This window comes from Polynucleobacter aenigmaticus (assembly GCF_002206635.1).
GTDB classification, from domain to species: Bacteria; Pseudomonadota; Gammaproteobacteria; order Burkholderiales; family Burkholderiaceae; genus Polynucleobacter; species Polynucleobacter aenigmaticus.
Genome location: NZ_NGUO01000002.1, coordinates 142,544 through 161,048 on the forward strand (window position 1 = coordinate 142,544; position 18,505 = coordinate 161,048).

Annotated in this window: 18 protein-coding genes and 1 pseudogene; 5 read left to right on the forward strand and 14 right to left on the reverse strand. The window is 46.5% G+C overall.

What is annotated here, in order from left to right:
* Positions 1–44: 44 nt before the first annotated feature.
* Positions 45–491, forward strand: a complete 447-nt coding sequence (locus CBI30_RS01330) for a PhaM family polyhydroxyalkanoate granule multifunctional regulatory protein (RefSeq protein ID WP_088526541.1) — start codon at positions 45–47, stop codon at positions 489–491.
* On the opposite strand, the gene CBI30_RS01335 is transcribed toward CBI30_RS01330, so the two are convergent.
* A complete protein-coding gene (locus CBI30_RS01335) occupies positions 403–1,488 on the reverse strand; it encodes an MBL fold metallo-hydrolase (RefSeq protein ID WP_088526542.1) in 1,086 nt (361 codons plus the stop codon). The two genes, CBI30_RS01330 and CBI30_RS01335, sit on opposite strands and share 89 nt — an antisense overlap.
* A gap of 21 nt (positions 1,489–1,509) precedes the next feature.
* On the opposite strand from CBI30_RS01335, the gene CBI30_RS01340 reads away from it, so the two are divergent.
* Positions 1,510–1,686, forward strand: coding sequence for a DUF1289 domain-containing protein (locus CBI30_RS01340; RefSeq protein ID WP_088526764.1), 177 nt, complete (start codon positions 1,510–1,512; stop codon positions 1,684–1,686).
* Positions 1,687–1,700: 14 nt separating this feature from the next.
* Here CBI30_RS01340 and acuI read toward each other — a convergent pair whose 3' ends face one another.
* Positions 1,701–2,684, reverse strand: coding sequence for an acrylyl-CoA reductase (NADPH) (gene acuI / locus CBI30_RS01345; RefSeq protein ID WP_088526543.1), 984 nt, complete (start codon positions 2,682–2,684; stop codon positions 1,701–1,703).
* Positions 2,685–2,771: 87 nt separating this feature from the next.
* Here acuI and CBI30_RS01350 point away from each other — a divergent pair, with 87 nt between their 5' ends.
* The 3 genes from CBI30_RS01350 to CBI30_RS01360 are packed head-to-tail and all read left to right on the forward strand — an operon-like array spanning position 2,772 to position 4,256.
* Entirely contained in the window at positions 2,772–3,074 is a 303-nt protein-coding gene (locus CBI30_RS01350; protein WP_088526544.1) for a hypothetical protein, read from the forward strand.
* A gap of 6 nt (positions 3,075–3,080) precedes the next feature.
* Entirely contained in the window at positions 3,081–3,569 is a 489-nt protein-coding gene (locus CBI30_RS01355; RefSeq protein WP_088526545.1) for a flavin reductase family protein, read from the forward strand.
* Positions 3,570–3,593: 24 nt separating this feature from the next.
* A complete protein-coding gene (locus CBI30_RS01360) occupies positions 3,594–4,256 on the forward strand; it encodes a glutathione S-transferase family protein (protein ID WP_088526546.1) in 663 nt (220 codons plus the stop codon).
* 83 nt (positions 4,257–4,339) lie between these two features.
* On the opposite strand, the gene CBI30_RS01365 is transcribed toward CBI30_RS01360, so the two are convergent.
* From CBI30_RS01365 to CBI30_RS01420, 12 genes and pseudogenes are all read right to left on the reverse strand, one after another.
* Positions 4,340–7,375, reverse strand: a complete 3,036-nt coding sequence (locus CBI30_RS01365; RefSeq protein ID WP_088526547.1) for an efflux RND transporter permease subunit — start codon at positions 7,373–7,375, stop codon at positions 4,340–4,342.
* Positions 7,376–7,382: 7 nt separating this feature from the next.
* Positions 7,383–8,522, reverse strand: coding sequence for an efflux RND transporter periplasmic adaptor subunit (locus CBI30_RS01370; protein WP_088526765.1), 1,140 nt, complete (start codon positions 8,520–8,522; stop codon positions 7,383–7,385).
* 169 nt (positions 8,523–8,691) lie between these two features.
* Positions 8,692–10,227 carry an efflux transporter outer membrane subunit gene (locus CBI30_RS01375; protein WP_088526548.1) on the reverse strand — a complete coding sequence of 512 codons (1,536 nt, stop codon included), beginning with the start codon at positions 10,225–10,227 and terminating at the stop codon, positions 8,692–8,694.
* A gap of 145 nt (positions 10,228–10,372) precedes the next feature.
* Positions 10,373–11,236 (reverse strand): annotated as a pseudogene (locus CBI30_RS01380) (pirin family protein).
* Between the two features lie 40 nt (positions 11,237–11,276).
* The gene (locus CBI30_RS01385) at positions 11,277–11,834 is read right to left on the reverse strand and encodes a flavodoxin family protein (RefSeq protein WP_088526549.1); all 558 of its coding nucleotides are present in this window, start codon (positions 11,832–11,834) and stop codon (positions 11,277–11,279) included.
* A gap of 24 nt (positions 11,835–11,858) precedes the next feature.
* Positions 11,859–12,269, reverse strand: a complete 411-nt coding sequence (locus tag CBI30_RS01390; protein ID WP_088526550.1) for a DoxX family protein — start codon at positions 12,267–12,269, stop codon at positions 11,859–11,861.
* A gap of 35 nt (positions 12,270–12,304) precedes the next feature.
* Positions 12,305–12,721, reverse strand: coding sequence for a MarR family winged helix-turn-helix transcriptional regulator (locus CBI30_RS01395; RefSeq protein WP_088526551.1), 417 nt, complete (start codon positions 12,719–12,721; stop codon positions 12,305–12,307).
* Positions 12,722–12,941: 220 nt separating this feature from the next.
* Positions 12,942–14,774, reverse strand: coding sequence for a glutamine--fructose-6-phosphate transaminase (isomerizing) (gene glmS, locus CBI30_RS01400; RefSeq protein WP_088526552.1), 1,833 nt, complete (start codon positions 14,772–14,774; stop codon positions 12,942–12,944).
* Complete coding sequence (gene glmU, locus CBI30_RS01405; RefSeq protein ID WP_088526553.1) at positions 14,774–16,249, reverse strand: bifunctional UDP-N-acetylglucosamine diphosphorylase/glucosamine-1-phosphate N-acetyltransferase GlmU; 1,476 nt, start codon at positions 16,247–16,249, stop codon at positions 14,774–14,776. Before glmU ends, glmS begins: the two co-directional genes overlap by 1 nt.
* Positions 16,246–17,154, reverse strand: coding sequence for a tRNA 2-thiocytidine(32) synthetase TtcA (ttcA, locus tag CBI30_RS01410; protein ID WP_088526554.1), 909 nt, complete (start codon positions 17,152–17,154; stop codon positions 16,246–16,248). Before ttcA ends, glmU begins: the two co-directional genes overlap by 4 nt.
* Positions 17,155–17,181: 27 nt before the next feature.
* Complete coding sequence (locus tag CBI30_RS01415) at positions 17,182–17,577, reverse strand: dihydroneopterin aldolase (protein ID WP_088526555.1); 396 nt, start codon at positions 17,575–17,577, stop codon at positions 17,182–17,184.
* A 52-nt stretch (positions 17,578–17,629) separates the two neighbouring features.
* Positions 17,630–18,451 (reverse strand): SDR family oxidoreductase, encoded by an 822-nt coding sequence (locus tag CBI30_RS01420; protein WP_088526556.1) that lies wholly within the window; start codon positions 18,449–18,451, stop codon positions 17,630–17,632.
* Positions 18,452–18,505 lie beyond the last annotated feature (54 nt).

Here is an 18,505-nt window from a genome sequence, read left to right on the forward strand (position 1 = left end):
ATTGTATTGGCATTACGCCACTTTTATCTGACCCGGAGCCCCCTATGTTTGGAACTATCCCAGAATTCAATCAAAGCCTTGAAATGATGAAAACCATGTGGGGTCAAGGCGCGACTGGGCAGATGCCTGGCCAATTTCCCTTCACTACAGATGCCTCTAAGGCGGCAGGAGGGTTTGGATCAGCATTTCCAGGCCTCGATACAGATGAGCTGGAGAAGCGCATTAAGGACCTTAAAAGCGTTGAAAACTGGCTCAACCTCAATCTCAATATCTTAAAGTCCACCATTCAGGGCTTAGAAGTGCAACATGCCACCATGATGGCACTCAAATCCTTTGGTGACGCGGTTTCAGCAACCGCTGCTGCTGCCACCGGATCGTCTGAAGAATCCGGAACAAAAGCTGCTAAACCACGCAAAACCGCAACACGCCGTCATCGCAAAGCTGGCGACTCAACTTACCTCGACGAAGTAGGTAATTCAGATGAGCAATAGCCTCACCCATGGCAAATGTCATTTGATGAGTATCTAACTCACGTTTAAACAAAACCGGCACTATCTCACGAGCAGTTGCCGGTTTTTTACATGCCCCAAGCGTTTCAGCTAAGCGCTCATCATGATGGGCTTTAAGTTGATCAATCCGTGGCTTCATACCAGTAAATGGCTTACCGTGAGATGGCAATACGAGAGTGCCGTCAGGTAAGGGCAAGTATCGATCTAAAGAGCTGAGATACAAACCTAAAGGATCGGCATCCGGATCGGCATCGTAGACGCTGACATTGGTAGAGATACGCGGCAACAACATATCGCCCGAAATCAACACGCCCAAATTTTTGCAAAATAGTGAAGCATGCTCAGGCGCATGTCCAAATCCCATGATGACCTGCCATTCGTGCCCACCAATCAGAATCATTTCACCATCGATGATCCGACGATATTGGCGCGGCACACCAGGAACCATATTGCTATAGTAATTAGAACGCGCCCGAATTTTTTCTAAATCTTCTGGCGCACTGAGTCCATGTTTTTGAAAGTGATCAGCAGAACCGCCGCTGCCCGCACGAGCGCCTATCGCGGCACCGCCCTCTTTATGGCTGAGCCACTGAGCCGTTAAATAGTCCGTCATGGAAATCCACAGTGACACATTCCATTTTTCACATAGCCACTGGGAGAGACCTACATGGTCCGGATGCATGTGGGTAACGATGACCCTCAATACAGGCAGGCCCCCTAACTGCGTGGCAAAGATTTGCTCCCACGCAACCTTCGTCTCATCATTAGCAATGCCGCAATCGACAATTGTCCAGCCCTGGACCCCCTCAAACTCGTCGCGCAAAAGCCATAGATTGATGTGATCCAAAGCAAAAGGAAGGCGCATGCGAAGCCAGCGCACACCAGGCGCAACCTCCACCGAACTGCCCGCTTCCGGCAAAGCATCCACCAAAGGATAATGAATTGAACTAAGATCGCTGGATTGGTTTTTGGTCTTCATTTATTTCTACCTAGGTTTACTTTGGCAACAGTTCCATCGCCTTGCATCAATTGGTGCGACATTAATCCAGAAAATGGCTTTTGTCGTGGTTGTTATCGCACTCTGACTGAGATTGCGGACTGGTCTAAATTATCTAATCCCGAGAAGCTTGCGGTTTGGGCCAATCTCAAAATGCGCAAACCTCCAACTTCGGAGTAAATACTTTTAATTTGTTATTTATTCACGTCCACAATTAAGCGCCCACGAACATTTCCCGCCATGAGTTCAGCGGCATACTTCAAAGAATCTTCCAGGCTAATCTCGTGAGAGATCTCTTCTAATGTTTTTAGGTCGACTAACTTACTGAGTTGTTCATAGGCGGCAATGCGCTTTGCTTTCGGCACAGTCACACTATTAATGCCATAGAGAGTGACGCCGCGCAAAATAAATGGTGCTACGCTCGATGGAAAATCCATTCCTTGGGCTAGTCCACAAGCAGCAACTGCGCCATCACTCTTGGTTTGTGCACACGCATTGGCCAAGGTATGACTACCTACGCTATCGACTACCGCAGCCCAACGCTCTTTGGCTAAAGGCTTCCCGGGTGCTGATAAAACAGCGCGATCAATTATTTCAGTGGCACCCAACTTCTTCAGATAATCAGCCTCAGTCATGCGGCCAGTACTTGCTACAACGGTAAAGCCTAGTTTGCTTAGCAGGGTAATCGCAAAACTTCCAACACCGCCAGCTGCGCCAGTGACCAATACCTCACCATCACTTGGCTTAAGACCATGCTTTTGCAATGCCATGACACACAACATCGCCGTATAACCTGCAGTACCGATGGCTAGTGCTTGTTTAGCAGTAAACCCTTTCGGCAATGGAATCAGCCACTCAGATTTCACACGTGCTTGTTGAGCTAGGCCGCCCCAATGACCTTCGCCAACACCCCAACCATTGAGAAGCACCATATCACCCACTTTGAAGTCTGGGCTGGCACTCTCTAAAACCTCTCCTGCAAAATCAATTCCAGGAACCATTGGGAAGCTGCGCACTACTGGACCTTTGCCAGTAATTGCCAAACCATCTTTGTAGTTCAGTGTTGAATAGAGCACCTTAACCTTAACATCACCCTCGGGCAGGCTAGCATCATTGACCTGAGAAAGCTCGGCCCGATAGCCTTGATCATCTTTATTTACCAAAATTGCTTTAAACATGTCTCTTCCTTTTAAAAGCGCCGCATTCTCCACCGCAAATTCGTAATAGGTTTATCCTAACGAGCATTGCTGATTATGGAGGCTTCCATGAAAAAAATTCTACTATTAACTACGATTTCTAGCTTAGCGCTGCTTGGATGCTCATCAAGCCAAATAAATATGTCTATGGGTAATATGCGCTTAATCACTTCTAGCGCTGCGCCGCAAGATGTAATGGATTTTGCCAATACCGCCTGTAAAAATGATTTCTACCAAGGCGCTAGCTTTCTGTCTAAAGCTGGCAAGGAATATCGCTTTAAATGCGTTAAAGCTGAAGAAAATGAAATCCTGACCCCGATTCCTGGGACAAGCATTCCTGCTGAAGTATCTGCGCCAGCCGCAGCGAAGTAAGCCAAGATGACCCCCTTTACCTCTCAAGAGCTACGCAAAGGATTTTCTTCTTTCGCAACCGGGGTCACTGTAATCACTTGCTTAGATTCTGATCAAAATGCTCATGGCATCACGATCAGCTCCTTCAACACTGTTTCTTTGGAACCACCACTGATTCTGTGGAGCCTGAAGAAGCACTCCCGCTTAATGCCTCACTTTGAAGTTGGTCACAAGCAACTCGTTCATGTGCTGGAGCGCTCACAAGAAGCAATGGCGATGCATTTCGCTACTGTGAAAGAAAATCAGTTCATCGCCATTCCACATGAAATTGCAGCCAGTGGCCTTACCCAAATTGATGGATGCTGCGCTTACTTCGAGTGTGAAACTGTTTCTGTACATACCGGCGGTGACCACAACATCATCGTTGCCAAAGTTCTCAATCTGAAACATAGTCCAGATAGTCAGCCACTCATCTTTGCTCACAGCAAATTTCTTGGCTTAGATTTGTCGCTTTAACAATACCAAAAAATAGGAGTTCTCATGATGCGCTTATGGGGGAGAAAAAGTTCTATCAATGTGCAGAAGGTTTTATGGTGCCTTGCAGAACTCGGATTAAAAGAGGGTGAAGATTTTGAGCGCATTGATGCGGGTCTAGATTTTGGCAAGAACCGCACACCCGAATTTCTAGCGCTTAATCCGAATGGCTTAGTGCCTACCCTCGAAGACGGCGATCTCGCGCTTTGGGAATCTAATACCATCCTGCGCTATCTTGCTCACCAGCACGATCTATCAAAGCGCTTCCCCACCGACATTGCAGGCCAATATTCATCTGAGAAGTGGATGGATTGGCAGCTAGGGACCATGTGGCCCACTTTACGAGTTACTTTTTTAGGCCTCACTCGCACCCCCGAGAGCGAAAGAAACTACGGGGCTATTCGAAAGGCCTATCAAGATACCAACGCATTACTTGGCCTACTGGATCAACAATTAGCAAATCAACCATACTGCTCAGGAAATACTTTTAACATTGGTGACATCCCGCTCGCACTCTGCGTCAGCCGCTGGAATTTATTGCACCAAACGTTTCCAGATCAAACTGGGCCACGCTTAACATTGCACAACCTTGATGCATGGATGAAGCGAATAGAAGAAGGCACTCAGTACAGCCTGGTGGCTGAAAAAGAACTCAATATTGTGAAGTAGTTATTAGCATGCATCTCAAGCAGTTCTGAAATACAAAAAGGGTGAATTAGATTCACCCTTTTTCTTGAGAAGCTTACAAGTACTTACTGTTGCTTAAATTTCTTCTGATGGTGATCGGCGCCGATAAATAAATACATCGCCGGCACAACAAAGAGGGTGAATAGCGTACCGATCGATAGGCCAGTAAAAATCACAATACCCATAGACTGACGGCCTGCGGCACCAGCACCAGAAGCAATCACCAGTGGCACCACACCCAGCACCATTGCAGCGGTCGTCATCAAGATCGGACGTAACCGTACGCTACTCGCCTCAACGATGGCATCCAACTTACTTCGACCAGCCTCTTGAAGTTCATTGGCAAATTCCACAATCAAAATGCCGTGCTTACTAATTAGACCCATCAGCGTCACGAGTCCAACTTGGGTGTATACGTTGAGAGTAGTAAAGCCGAGGTTAATGAAGATGAGCGCCCCAAATAGTGCAAGCGGCACTGAGACCAAAATCACGATTGGATCACGGAAACTTTCGAACTGCGCAGCTAGTACCAAGAACACGATCAAGATCGCAAAGAACATGGTGACCAGGAAGCCGCCAGATTCCGCCATAAACTGGCGTGAAGGACCGGCGTAATCCATCGTATAGCCGCTCGGTGCAACCTCTTTCAAAGTCTGACGCATGAACTCCAATAAATCCGCTTGAGAAATAAATGGCGTACTCACACCAGAGATCGTTGCTGAGTTCAGCTGCTGAAAATGGTTAATCGATTGCGGAACCACTTTTTGCTTAATAGTTGCAATCGTTCGCGCCTGAATCATCTGCCCACTTGGAGTGCGAATGTAGTAATCCAAAATCTGATCTGGATTAAGACGGTCCACTTGCTTTACTTGTGGAATGACACGATAGGAGCGGCCAGCTACAGAGAAGTAATTCACGTAGCCACCACCCAAAGCTGCCGATAAGGCGCTACCCACCTGTTGTTGCGTCATTCCCAGCGCAGCAACTTTTTCACGATCAATCACCAAAACATCTTGCGGCTTATCAATTTTCAAATCGGAGTCGACGAAAAAGAAGTTTCCGCTGCGACGAGCCTTATCAAGCACCGCCTGAGAAACCTCATTGAGCTGCTCATAAGACTCGGTAGTATTGATCACCACCTGAACAGGAAGGCCTTGCGCTCCCGGTAAAGCCGGAAACTGGAAGGCTGCTACACGAGCACCAGCAATCGTATTCCACTTGCTCTGCATATCCTCTTGGAACTTGGTGGCATTACGGCTGCGCTGATCCCAATCTTTCAGCAGTACACCGCCAAAACTACTGGTAGGACTAGTAATTTGGAACATCTGCTCGTACTCAGGCTCTGCAGCAGATATTTGGTAAATCTGATCAGCATAGGTCTGCATCTGATTTACAGTGCTATTGGGTGGTCCTGAAGCCTGCATCAAGACAATGCCTTGGTCTTCCGTTGGCGCTAATTCAGCACGAGCAGTGGCATAAAGGTATGCGACAGCGCCTAACAAAATCACACCCATCACAATGATGACTTGCCAAGTGCTTAAGAGTTCACGCAAAGTCGTTTGATAGCTATGGTGAACCTTTTCAAAAATACGGTCGATCTTCTGTACAAAAGGAGATGCCTCTTGCTCTTCCGTAAAGATCCGTGAACACATCATGGGAGAAAGCGTCAACGCAATCAATCCTGATACTGCCACCGCACTTGCCAAAGTAAATGCAAACTCGGTAAAGAGTGCGCCCGTTAAGCCGCCCTGAAAACCAATCGGAATATATACAGCAATCAACACAATCGTCATTGCCAAGATAGGCCCGCCCAATTCGCGAGCAGCTATCAAGGAAGCCTCTAAGGGAGACTTTCCTTCTTTCATGTGACGGTCAACGTTCTCCACCACAATAATGGCGTCATCCACCACCAGACCAATCGCAAGGACAAGAGCGAGCAGGGTTAGTAAATTGATGGAGTAGCCCAATACCTGCATCAAGAAAAAGGTGCCGATTAAAGAGAGTGGCATCGCAATCACCGGTACAGCAACCGCTCGAGCGCTTCCTAAAAATAGATAGATCACGACTGTCACAATCAACAATGCCTCTAGCAGTGTTGCAACAACCTCATCAATCGAGGTCGTAATGAACTTGGTGGAGTCATAAACAATCTTTCCAGACATGCCGGTCGGCAACTGCTGCTGAATATCGGGCACCGCAGCACGCACCCGCGCAGCAACATCCAATAAGTTAGCTTGTGGCGCTACCTTAATTGCAATAAATACGGACTTCTTGCCGCTGAACGCTACATTGGTGTTGTAATCCTCAGAGCCCATGCTCACGGTGGCTACCTGGTCCAAATAGACAATATTGATGCCATCTTTTTTGATGACTAATTTGCGGAACTCATCGAGCGTATGTAAGTCAGTACCGGCTACCAAGTCAACCGCAACCATGTCGCCCTTGGTGCTCCCCACTGCTGATAGGTAGTTATTGGCAGCCATCGCGCTATAAACGTCATCAGCGCCCACTCCAAGACCAGCCATCTTCTCTCGGTCTAACCAGGCACGCAGTGCAAATTTTCTACCCCCAGTAATTTCAGCATTCTGCACACCATCTACTGAGTCTAGCTTTGGCTTGACTACGCGTAACAAGTAATCCGTAATCGCATTGTTGGGGATGTCATCACTATAAAAGCCCATGTACATCGCCGCAGTCGACTGACCAATTTGCACCGTCAATACGGGTTGCTGGGCTTGTGGCGGCAGCTGATTCTTCACTGAGCTAATCTGCGTCTGAATCTGTGTCAACGCCGCATTGGAGTCATAGTTGAGCTTCAAGGTGGCTGTAATAGTAGACAGACCACTCACACTCATCGACGATAAGTAATCGATGCCCTGGGACTGTGCAATGGCAGTCTCTAGCGGCTGAGTAATAAATCCAGCAATCGTTTCTGGATCAGCGCCGTAGTACGCAGTCGTAATGGTGACGAGCGCATTTTGCGTTTGCGGGTATTGATTGACGGGCAAAGATCCAACTGCCTTCAAGCCAAACACTAAGACAAGCGCACTCACCACCAGTGATAGCACTGGCCTACGAATAAATATGTCAGTCCAATTCATCTAGGACTTATTCCTGTGGCTGTGGGTTTGGTGAATTTGAAGGCTGCACTTTGTTATTCACAATCAATGGTGTGCCATTCTTCAGCTTCAGCTGACCACTAGTTACTACTATGACACCCTCTTCAACACCTTTCAAAATTGCCACCTGGTCTCCACGTGTAGGGCCCGTAGTTACAAAGACCTGCTGTGCTTCAAGCGCAGGGTTGCCTTGTTTATCTTTCTTGCCAGTTGGCTTGGCAATAAATACTGTGGAGCCGTAGGGGTTATAAGTCACAGCAGTCTGCGGCAAAGTTAGCAACTTCACCTCATCGCCTAGCTTGATATTGACGTTGGCAAACATGCCCGGCAATATCTTTTTATCTGGATTGGCCAACTGCGCTTCAATCTGAATATTACGGGTGTTGGTATCGACCTTCGGGCTCACTGCAGTCACTTTGCCAGTAAAGCTCACATCCTTAAAGGCATCCGTCGTAACAACAATCTCTTGTCCAACCTGAATTTGTGACGCATTGCTTTGCGGCAAATTAAAGTCGACAAAGATAGGATCTAAGGTCTGCAGGGTCAGTAATTTATCGCCAGGATTGACATATTGACCTGGGTTAATCATCACGATGCCAACTCGACCACTAAAGGGTGCCTTCAAATTCTTCTTGGCGACCAATGCAATTTGTTGCTCAACCTGGGCTTGCTTGGAAGCGGCATCAGCCTTGCTGGTATCAAACACATTTTTGCTAATCGCCTGAATGGCCAACTGCTGCCTATCCCGCTCATTAATGACTTTGGCTAAATCCGCCAATGCTTTTAGTGAATTTAATTGAGCAACATCAGAAGCATCATTCAACTTAATGAGCAACTCGCCCTCTTTGACATCCATGCCTGATTTAATGGGAACCGTTTGTACTAGACCACCGATTTCGGTACTCAGCTCGACGCCCCTGTAAGCACGCACATTGCCCACGCTGGAAAGCTTTGGCTGCCATTCTGTGAAAGTTACTGCTAATGTAGAGACTGCTGCAGGAGGCAAGCCCATGCCAGCAATGAAATGCTTAATCATGAAAGTCTTGAGTTGATTAAAACCAAAGATCAATCCCAGCAACAAAAATACACCGCATAGCATGATGGTCATACGACGACGCAATGGTGTCATAGCCTGCAGCTTGGCATAGGCTTTAGTTCGCAACAAGCGTTCGCGCAAACGAACCCCGAGCGCCCTTACCTTTTCCCAAAGAGCAGCGAGCTTCTCGCGAAGCTTCCACTCTTCTGCTTTAGCATGCGCCCAAGCCCATAAGGCAACTGTAGCTGCAGTTACTTTGGCTTTAATTGTTTCCAGAAGTTTCATTTTGATCTTTGTTCGCTATGGCTTTTGGTTGAAAGGCTGGGCCGGTACGATTCCACCAACCACCACCTAGTGCTGCAAATAATGCTGCTGAATCAGAGAACCGAGTTGCTTGCGCAGAAACGGATTTGACTTTAGCAATTTGATATTGATTTTGATAGTAGAGAACAGCTAGGTAACTTGCGGTACCTAATTTATATTGCTGCTGAACTAAATCGAGAGTTTCGTAAGCGTAACGCTCCGCATCAGATGCTGACTTCAATGCTTGAGCGCCAGTCTCTAAAGCCCGCAATGCATCAGCCACTTCCTGAAACGCTTTCAGAACAGTTGCCTGATATTGATAAACCGCTTGCTCGTAGTTGGCCACAGCGCCACGACGTTGTGCCAACAACTGGCCACCCTGAAAGAGTGGCTGGAAGATGCCGCCAGCAATCGACCATAAAGCAGCATTAGGTCCAAATAGTGCGTTACTCGTTAATGCGGCAGAGCCAATGGCACCCGTAATATTAAATTGTGGCAACAAGTTTGCAGTAGCGACACCAACCAATGCATTGGTTGCCTTTAGCTGGGCCTCTGCAGCACGCACATCTGGACGTTGACGCACTAAGCTTGATGGCACCGAGAGTGGCAACTTATCAGGTAAGTGCAAAGACTGTAAATCGAACTTAGTAATGTTGGCATTACTCGGCAACTCACCAACCAAGACTGCCAGTTGATTGCGAGCAAAGGAGAGATTGCGCTCATACGTAAACAAATCTACTTGGGAGTTAGATACCAAAGTTCTTTGTGAGGTAACGTCAACTCTAGAAACGGTGCCGATCACCAATTGCTTCTCGGTTACTTCAGCTAGATTAGTTTGAGCCTTCAGAATTTCTTCAGTGGCTTGCATCTGGGCACGTAGTGCTGCTTCGCGTACGGCACCAGTCACAATATTGGCCGTTAAAGAAAGGTAAGCACCCTCCAACTGAAACTGGGCGATCTCAGCTTGTGCTCTTGCGCCCTCAACGGCACGACGCGCACCACCGAAAACATCAAGCTTATACGTAACATTTACCGAGGCGTTATATAGGTTGTAAGTATCAGAACCATAAGGTAGACCATAGATCGCGGAAGGCTGCAGCTGTCGTGTAGCGCCCCCATTTAAACCAATGGCTGGGAAGTATTGCCCACCAATTTGTGCGCTGACATTTTCTTGGCTGGCGCGTAGCGCAGCATCAGCAGCACCTAAATTTGGATTTTGCTGCAGGGCTTTTTTGATGAGGACATCTAACTCGGGAGACTTAAATAATTCCCACCACTGAGCCTCAATATCCGCGCCCTCGATAAACTCTTGATTCGTACCACCAGGTACCCCAGGTGCAGTAGTTAATTTCTTAGAAAGAGTGGTCTCGGTATAGGTAGAAGTATTGGGCGCATCTGGTTGCTTAAAGTCTGGGCCCACCGCACATGCAGAGAGAAGTCCCGCGGAAAGTAGCGAAAGCAAACGCACAATAGAGAAATCTTTTGAATCAAACATGAGGTGGTACAAATATCTTTTTCTTCACGAGATATTTAAACACACTTTTCTAATTCAGTCTGTGTAACACCTTGATTTGAATAATGAATTTTGTACACAGCTGAGTGTAGAAGTCAAACGGATTTTTTATACTCCAACCCTATTGTTAGTGGGCAATTTTTCCAAAACTACCGCTATTGAAATCCTGCATCGCCTGAGCGATCTCTTCTTTGGTATTCATAACAAAGGGGCCATATCCAACAATCGGCTCGTCAATCGGTTCTCCACTAAGCAATAAGGCAACAGAGTCCTCCAAGACATTAACTTGGATATCTTCGCCCTGCTTGCTAAACATCAACATCTGAGCATCTTTTGCTACTATGCCCTCACCAGCCTCAATAGCGCCCTTCAGAACAACGAGGGAGGTATTCCACCCTTCAGGCACAGGAATAGTAGATGAGCCCTTCTTTAATTTCAAATCAATGACATTTAGCGGAGTAAAAGTATTGGCAGGTCCTTTATGGCTATTGAACTCCCCTGCAATGATGCGTGCTTGTCCTGCGCCATTCTTCAAATTGACCACCGGAATCTGCTTATTCAGAATAGCCTGCTAGCCCGGCTGAGTCATTTTGAGTTTAGTTGGTAAATTCACCCACAGTTGCACCATATCTAATGTGCCACCATTTTTGGCAAAACCTTCCGAATGAAACTCTTCATGCAAGATGCCAGAGCCAGCAGTCATCCATTGCACATCACCAGGGCCAATGACACCGCCCTGACCAGTTGAATCCTTGTGGGCCACTTCACCCTCGTAAACAATCGTGACTGTTTCAAAACCACGATGGGGGTGTGAGCCCACACCCTTGCGCTCAGTCGTTGGAAGAAACTCTGCCGGACCTGCGTAATCAAGCATCAAGAACGGGCTCATTTGTTTTCCTAAATCTTGATAGAAAAACAATGTGCGCACTGGGAAGCCGTCGCCAACCCAGTGGCCCTGATCATTTCCTTGTATGCCGATTACTTGTTTCATAGTTTCCCCAATATATTTACAGCCAATACTTCCAAGCCAATTACTTGCTTTTAAATTCGCTGGCAATCTTAGCAATACGCTCACCATAAAGACGGGCAGTCTCTAAATCACCTATATTCACTTCATCCGCACTGGCATCTGAAGGCGTCTGCATCATGGCGCCAGCAGATGAGCCGACATAGTTCACATCATCACGCCTAGCTGCTTTGGTGTTGGAAGGCATTAAACCAGTACCCACCCAAATTCCTGAGTGCTGCATCGCCAAGGTAAAGAAATAATGCAATGTGGAATGCTTATCCCCATTCATCGTGGCAGAGTTCGTGAAGCCACCGAATACCTTATCTTTCCACTGTTGTGTAAACCATGGCTTAGAGCTGGCATCAGCAAACTTCTTAAACTGCCAGCTGACTGTACCCATATAGGTTGGAGAGCCAAATACAATGGCATCGGCTACATTTAAAGCCTCCCACTGCGCATCAGTAATATTGCCTTCAGCATCAATCGCTACCAGAGTGCCATTAGCGCCTTTTGCAACTGCTTCAGCCTGTTTAACGGTGTGGCCATAACCACTATGAAATATAACGGCTACTTTAGTCATGATTTTTTCCTTAGATGAATAAAATTACTTCGCTACCTTGCGACCGTCAATACTGAAACCACCAGCACCAGCAGAAGCGAGAATTAAAAGACCGCCCATGACGGCAATATTCTTAAAGAATAATAATTGTGCAATGAATACCGCGTCAGCGGGAGCGGCCCAGAATGCATGGCCAGTAACTGCTGCGATTAAAGTAAAGAGCGCCATGATCAAAGCAACCACTCTTGTGTGGAAGCCCACGAGCAAAGCAATACTACCTACAACCTCAATCACAATTGTTGCTACCAAAGAAAACACTGGTGCTGGAATACCTAATGATGCGAAATAAGCTAAGGTTCCCTCAAAGCCAGCCAGCTTTGACAGTCCCGCTGGTAAAAACAAGGCCACAATTAAGATTCGACCGATAAGATTTAATGCGTTTTGATATGTTTTCATTTGCTATTCTTTTTTAAGACTTCTTTATCTGTTGATTAATTAAATATTGATTTAATACTTTGGAGAGCTATCACTGCCTGCTCTAATTCTTTTTTACTAAGTTTTCCGAAAGCTTTACCCAGATACTCGACATGCTCCGGAAATACTTTTCTGAACAGCTTGTCGCCACCCTTAGATAAACTGATCTTGTAACTACGGCCATCTTCAACATTCATCAATTTTTCTATGAGACCTTTAGCCTCTAAGCGCTCTAGAACCCCAGTCATGGTGCCTTTAGAAACAAGTGTCTTTTCACCCAGCTCCTTACAAGTCATTGGTGGCTGGTTCCCTAAGGTCGCAACAATGTCGAACTGAGTGGTCGTTAAGCCCATCTTCTTAATATGCGCTCCAGAGTGCGCCTCAAATGCCTGATAAGCCTGAACCAGTCCCTTGACCAGCAATAGGTGATTCATCTTGATACCTTATTTAGTTTGTATACGTACTAGTTTAGTACTAGTTTGTACTAAATGCAAGGGCCCAAAAAAACACTCACCATTTTTAGCGGCCAAGCATTGATATAGGCAGCCTAAGAAAGGTTTGCGGACTCTTCTTTGCCCCGGAAGATATAGAAAGGAAAATGGGAAAATATTCCCAGTGGGGTGAAGCAGCAAAACCTAGGAGGTAAAACAGGGATTACTCTACGGTAACCGACTTTGCCAAGTTACGGGGTTTGTCGACATCAGTACCCAGGGCACAAGCCGTGTGATACGCCAAAAGCTGCAATGGAACTACATGCAAGATTGGGGAGAGGTTGCCATAGTGCTCAGGCAGGCGAATCACGTTGATACCTTCGCTGCTTGTAATATCCGTATCTTGGTCAGCAAACACATACAACTTGCCACCACGTGCTTTGACTTCCTGCATATTGGATTTAAGCTTCTCCAACAAGTCATCTTTTGGTGCCACTGTGACTACTGGCATCTTCTCAGTAACGAGCGCAAGCGGTCCATGCTTTAACTCACCAGCGGGATAGGCTTCAGCATGAATATAAGAAATCTCTTTGAGTTTGAGCGCGCCTTCAAGGGCAATCGGGTAATGCATACCACGACCCAAGAACAAAGCATTCTCACATTTAGCAAATGCAGTACTCCACGCTATGATCTGTGGCTCAAGTGCTAAGACCGCATGCAAAGCTTTTGGCAAATGGCGTAGGTCACGTAAAAGCTCTTTTTCTCGCTCGGGGCTCACTTTGCCCGCACGTTTAGCCAATGAGACGGTCAGTAAGTAGAGTGCGACTAGCTGAGTCGTAAAGGCTTTCGTAGATGCCACACCAATCTCAGTACCGGCCTTAGTTAAGAAATTCCAATGGGTTTCGCGAACCATGGCGCTACTGGCAACGTTACAAATAGCTAAGGTGTATTGATGACCCAGTGCCTGTGCGTGACGCAAAGCAGCCAAGGTATCAGCAGTTTCACCAGATTGGGACACAACAACAATGAGCGTAGTTGGATTAGGTACGGTTGTGCGATAACGATACTCACTAGCAATTTCTACCTGCGTCGGAATACCAGCAAGATCTTCTAACCAATATTTGGCAACACATGCAGAGTAATAACTTGTGCCGCACGCCAAGATCAAAATTTGATCGAACTTTTTCCACTGCTCAGGATCTGCATTAAATAACTCTGGGCCAAAGCTAGCAATATTGGCAAGCGTGTCACCAATTGCTCTTGGTTGCTCAAAGATCTCTTTTTGCATGTAATGCTGATAAGGCCCAAGATCTACAGAGTCAGCTTGAGCGGGCATAGCCTTATGCTCTCTTTGTGCCGCTTTGCCAGATTGATCAATGATCTCAACACTATCAGCCTTCAGAATAGCAATATCACCCTCTTCAAGGTACATCATCGAATGGGCGCGTCCAGCTAAAGCCAAAGCATCAGAGGCAAGGAAATTTTCATTCTCACCAAGTGCCACCACCAATGGGGACCCAACGCGTGCACCCACCAAAACATCTGGACGATCTTGTGCAATGACACCAATCGCATAAGCGCCATGCAGCCTTGGCAATACTGATCTAACTGAAGCAACTAGATCCATTTGTTTGCTGGATACATAAGCTTGATGAATTAAATGCGCAATGACTTCGGTATCTGTTTCTGAAGTAAAGATATACCCCGCAGCCTTTAATTCAGTACGCAGGGATTCATAGTTTTCAATAATGCCGTTGTGAACAACAGCGATCAATCCACCAGAAATATGGGGATGTGCATTTTGTGTGTCTGGCTTGCCGTGTGTTGCCCAGCGAGTATGCGCGATACCTAAGGTGCCATGAAAATCTTTGCCCTGCTCCGCCAACTCGGAAACACGGGCAGTAGTGCGGGCGCGTTCAATCGGATGCTGCTCATCATTGCCATTAATTACTGCAAAACCACAAGAATCATAGCCGCGGTACTCAAGACGGCGCAGGCCTTCAATCAACACATCAACAATATTCTCGCGCGATGCTGCGCCAACAATTCCGCACATTATTTTTTAGCCTTAACGGATTTTTTGGCACTTACTTTTTTGTCTATTTTTTTCGCTGCTGGCTTTGGGGCAACCTTCTTCACTGGTCGTTGCCACTGCAAAGAAATTTGCTTGGCGCGTGAGACTGTTAATTGATTCGGTGGCGCATCCTTTGTTAAGGTTGTACCCGCACCCAATGTAGCCCCGCGCCCTACGCGCACCGGAGCAACCAACTGAGTATCGGAGCCAATGAAGACATCATCCTCAATAATGGTTTGGTGTTTATTCACACCATCGTAGTTACAAGTAATCGTGCCCGCACCAATATTAACTCTGGAGCCAACAATCGAATCACCCACATAAGCCAAATGATTAGCTTTGCTATTGGCAGCAATCTTACTGTTCTTCACTTCTACAAAGTTGCCAATATGCACATCGTTAGCTAAGTCTGCACCTGGGCGCAAACGCGCATACGGACCAATTAAAGAACTTGGGCCAACCTTTGCGCCATCAATATGGCTATATGGATGAATCGTGACACCCTTGCCAATTACGCTATTACGAATAATGCAGTAAGGGCCCACTTTTGTACCTGAGGCCAAAGTGACACGCCCTTGAAAAACGCAACCCACATCAATAAACACATCAGTACCGCACTCTAAGCTTCCACGAATATCTATCCGCGCTGGATCGGCCAAGGAAACGCCTGCATCCATCAATATATTTGCTTGATTGAGTTGATGAACTCGCTCGAGCGCTGCCAACTGATCACGACTATTGACGCCAACAGTCTCGTATTCAGCATCAGCTTGTGTTGTCCGAATCGGCACACCGTCTTTAACCGCCATCGCAATCACATCAGTCAAATAGTATTCGCCTTGAGCATTGCTGGCACGCAGACCCTTTAACCACTTCTTAAGCGAGTTAGTTGGTAGAACCATGATTCCGGTATTAATTTCTTGAATGCGCTTTTGCGCAGGCGTCGCATCTTTTTCTTCAACAATTGCTTTGACTGATCCATCAATATCACGCACGATGCGGCCATAGCCCGTTGGATCGCTCAGATGTTGAGTCAAAAGCGCTAGAGCAGAATCTTGACCACGTACACCGTCAGCCAATTTGGCTAATTTAGAAAGTGTCTTTTTGCTCGTGAGGGGGACATCGCCATAAAGAACCAAAGTAGGCTCATTCACATCCAATTTAGGCAAGGCTTGCAATAAAGCATGGCCCGTTCCCTTTTGCTCGGCCTGTAGTACGGTGCTCACCTTGCTAAAGCTAGGATCTTGCTCGCTGGCGATCTGAAGGAATTGTTTTACATCGGCAGCACCATGACCAACCACGACGATTGGACCAGTTTTAGCGCTTTTGCCCTGTAGGTCCAGAGCTGTATTGAGCACATGCTGGAGAAGCGGTTTCCCGGCCAAGGTTTGAAGAACCTTGGGTAATGCGGATTTCATCCGCTTTCCCTGCCCAGCAGCCAAAATAACGATGTTCATAAAGAGGGATTATAAGACCCCTGAATGAGTGTGCCGCAGGCTAATTCATCGATTTCTGTCTCATCAATTGCCTTATCGCCAGTTGACCTGGCAGCAATACCCGACAGTTCTGTAGAAATCTCTAGATTCTTGAAATCAAATGCCTCCCCATCCATTAAATGAGAGGGGACGATATGGTGCATTGATCGGAATATATTCTCTACGCGGCCAGGATGCTTCTTCTCCCATTCGCGCAACATGTCTTTCATAGCACCGCGCTGCAAATTTGGCTGACTGCCACAAAGATTGCACGGAATAATTGGGAAGTGCATATCCACCGCATAACGTTCCAGCAACTTTTCTGGAACATAAGCCAAAGGACGAATCACAATATGCTTGCCGTCATCTGAACGTAGCTTTGGTGGCATTCCTTTGAGCTTGCCTGCAAAGAACATATTTAGCAACAAGGTTTCTAAGATGTCATCGCGATGATGTCCCAAAGCAATCTTGGTGGCACCCAGTTCATCGGCTACACGATACAAGATGCCACGACGCAATCGAGAGCATAGTCCGCAAGTGGTTTTGCCTTCTGGAATAACGCGCTTCACGATACTGTAGGTATCTTGATTCTCAATATGGTACTGAACACCCAAAGCCTTTAAATAGTTCGGCAAAATATCTTCTGGGAATCCTGGCTGCTTCTGATCAAGGTTTACAGCAACAATCTCGAAATCAATTGGAGCGCGTTCACGCAACTTTAAAAGTATGTCGAGCATGGCATAACTATCTTTACCGCCTGACAAACATACCATCACTTTGTCGCCATCTTCGATCATGCCAAAGTCGCCAATCGCTTGACCAACTAAACGGCATAGCTTTTTCTCAAGCTTGTTTTCTTCGAAGACGACTTTACGAATATCGCTCATAGCTATTCAATTCTTTTCTGACAACTTTTACGCCTGCTTCATCCGAAATACCTCAACGCCTACTGAGTGGCAGTCTGGGTACACGTCTGGCTTAGCCGTGCTGACACGAGCAGCAATCACTTTGGGATGCAGCAACATCGCAGTTATGATGTCATCACAGAAGGTCTCTTGCAAGTGAATATGGCCCTGGGAGGACCGCGCCTTAATAGTTTCACGCATAAAGTCATAATCCACCACCTCTTCTAGCAAGTCTTTGGAAGGGGTATTCATATTCAGGGGAATATACAAATCTACATTCAGGATGACGCGCTGCTCAGCCTTCTTCTCAAAATCATGCACACCAATATTGATATAGATTTCATAGTCGCGTAAAAATAAACGACGGCAATCAGCTAATGCTGGATGAGAAAGAATAGCGTGCATAAATTGTGTATTAACTCTTTCTTTTTAACTTTTTTGTTTTTTATTGGAACACTTAGTTTGTTTTAAACATTACATCGCGTGAAGATGGCAGTAAGTGTTGTCCACCATCTACATATAAAGTGCTACCAGTAATAGCATTAGAGCTTGCCAAAAATACTGCAGCTTTAGCAATATCACTCGGTGTGGATGATTTCCCTAGAGGCGTCATTTGATGGGCTTTAGAAAATCCCTCATCAGTTTGATCGCCTGAAGTCAGCGTAATGCCGGGCGCCAATCCAATCACTCTTAAGTGAGGGGCAAAATCCACTGCCAACAATTCCACCGAAGTGAGAAGGGCTGCTTTAGATAAGGTGTACGACAAGTAATCTGGATTGAGATTAATCAACTTTTGATCGAGTAATTGAATCACCGAGGGGATAGAAAAATCGGTATCAGCTATTTTTCTCGCCCTGCTCTTTTGATATTCAAACATCAACTGAGATAGCAAAATTGGCGCAGCTAAATTGACCTGCATATGATCTTGCAAGCTTTTACCATTCAATGGGGTATCAGAATTAGCGCGATCATATTCAAAGATTGAAGCGCTATTGACTAGGCAATCTAACTCAGCAAACCCACTGATGACAGACTCAAATAAGTTATTGATTTGTGCTTCGTTCGCGAGATCAGCTTTAAATGCCATAGCATTGCTTCCGAGCCTTTGGATTTCTGCCACGGTAGCTTGGGCATCTAATTCAGACTGCCCATAATGAACCGCCACATCCCAGCCTTGGCGAGCAAACTCCAAAGCAATCTCTCGACCAAGACGCTTGGCAGCGCCGGTCACTAAAACTGCTTTATTTTGCCGAGGTTGTGAGTTTGAACTCAAGTTCACTTAAATTCTCTTAGACTAGCGAGCTATGGATATTACCTTGACCAGCCTTGAAAC